The 1,870-nt window shown below is 44.5% G+C and carries 2 protein-coding genes; both read left to right on the top strand.

Annotated elements, in window-relative coordinates:
- Nucleotides 1-259: 259 nt before the first annotated feature.
- Complete coding sequence (locus QUB26_RS31655) at nt 260-745, top strand: glutathione peroxidase (protein WP_333321264.1); 486 nt, start codon at nt 260-262, stop codon at nt 743-745.
- Between the two features lie 514 nt (nt 746-1,259).
- Nucleotides 1,260-1,721 carry a VOC family protein gene (locus QUB26_RS31650; RefSeq protein WP_333251508.1) on the top strand — a complete coding sequence of 154 codons (462 nt, stop codon included), beginning with the start codon at nt 1,260-1,262 and terminating at the stop codon, nt 1,719-1,721.
- Nucleotides 1,722-1,870 lie beyond the last annotated feature (149 nt).

Below are 1,870 nucleotides of genomic sequence, written 5' to 3'. Positions count from 1 at the left end.
TCCCGCCCGTCCAAAAAGGACGGGCGGGACGCCCATCCCACTTTCAAGAGTGGAAGTTATTTAATTCTCATTCCTAAGATCAGGTTCGGTAAATTAACCGTAATTTTGGTAGGGTGGCTTAACCAATATCTATAATATAAGCGCGAGATGCGTAAACCCGCCGCGACCGGGATATTGAAATTTTTAGCGATCGACCTCTAGACAAAATTGTAGCGACTTGCGGTAAAATTGTGGTGGTCAAATTTAAAAGTATTTGAAAATGCCCAGCACAATCTCCGACATTAAAGTAAAAACGATCGCAGGCGAAGACAAGCAGCTAGGAGAGTACGCTGGCCAGGTACTCTTGATAGTTAATGTAGCTTCCAAATGTGGCTATACACCTCAATACAAAGGGCTCGAAGAATTGAGCCAGAAGTACAGCGCGGCTGGACTCCGTGTTTTAGGATTTCCCTGTAACGACTTCGGAGCTCAAGAACCCGGAAGTAATCCAGAAATCGTCAATTTCTGTACTACCAAGTACGGCGTAACCTTTGAATTATTTGACAAAGTACGCGCTAAAGGCACTCAGCAGCACCCGCTGTACGCTAAGCTTACGAGTGCAGTCGAGCCCAAGGGTGAGGTTTCCTGGAATTTTGAGAAATTCTTAGTTAGCAAACAGGGTGAAGTTGTGGCCAGATTCCGCAGCAGTGTTGGCCCCGATTCGCCAGAACTAATCGCTGCTATCGATCGAGAATTGGCGAAATAAGAAGTTCGGCAACTAAGCAGTGTACAGGATTTAACTGATTTAACGGATGGATGTTTAGGGAAGAGGGAAGAAATTAATAGGCTTTTTTTCCAATAAGTTGAAAGCTATTTTTTTCCTTCTGCTTTTCCCCCTTGTGTGCAAGCACTAAACCATGAACAAATACCGATGATTGTATTTAATTGGAGAACTGTTTAATTTAATGGAAAATACATCGGGATTAGATTTAGTTGTAGGTGTACTTGCCTTCGCAATTCTGGCAGGTGGTCTGGCCATGCTATTTGTAGGCATGGCATCATTTCCTAAAGAAAAATAACAATACTAGGACTTACTCACAATTGTTGAGAAACCGGGTTTTTTTACGAAAAGACACGTTGTAGACCGCACCAAAGGTAAAAAACCCGGTTTCGAGGCCCCGATTAAGTCCTGACTACCAACTTAAAATGCTTATTTTACAGCAGACCATCTGAATAAATCAAACTCCTTTCAATTTGAACATTCGCAATTGATGACAATCATGCAAACTACCGAAAACAACGTCAAAATTGCCCTCGCGCCGGGGAATTTGCGCCGCGTTCACCATATCGCTTTAAACGTGCGCGATATGACAGCTTCCCGCCACTTCTACGGTACAATTCTCGGCCTGCACGAACTAACAGGCGCCGAAATTCCCGCAACTTTAACAGAAATGGTAGCCGCTGGTAAAGTCGCTAATTTTGTCACCCCAGACGGTACTGTTATTGACTTATTTTGGCAGCCAGACTTAGAACCGCCAAACCCAGACCCGGAGAAAGCTTTTACCCGCGCCAACCACTTAGCCTTCGATATTGCTCCGGATTTGTTCGATCGCGCTCTGGAAGTGCTAAAGTCAAATCAAATTGCGATCGATAGCGGCCCCGTTACTCGCGCTACAGGACGCGGCATTTACTTTTACGATCCTGATGGATTTATCATCGAAATCCGTTGTGATGCAGTTTAAACAGTCGCTATCGGGTTCTCTGTAGTCCGTCTTCACCCTACATTTACTCTTTGGAGCGCGGTACTCCCTAATGATTGCTAATTAAATAACTTATAATTTTAATTATTATTGTGGGATGGGCGTCCCGCCCGTCCTTTTTGGACGGGCGG

The organism is Microcoleus sp. B4-C1, from assembly GCF_036705285.1.
Classification (GTDB): domain Bacteria; phylum Cyanobacteriota; class Cyanobacteriia; order Cyanobacteriales; family Microcoleaceae; genus Microcoleus.
This window is presented reverse-complemented; position numbering and strand designations above follow the sequence as displayed.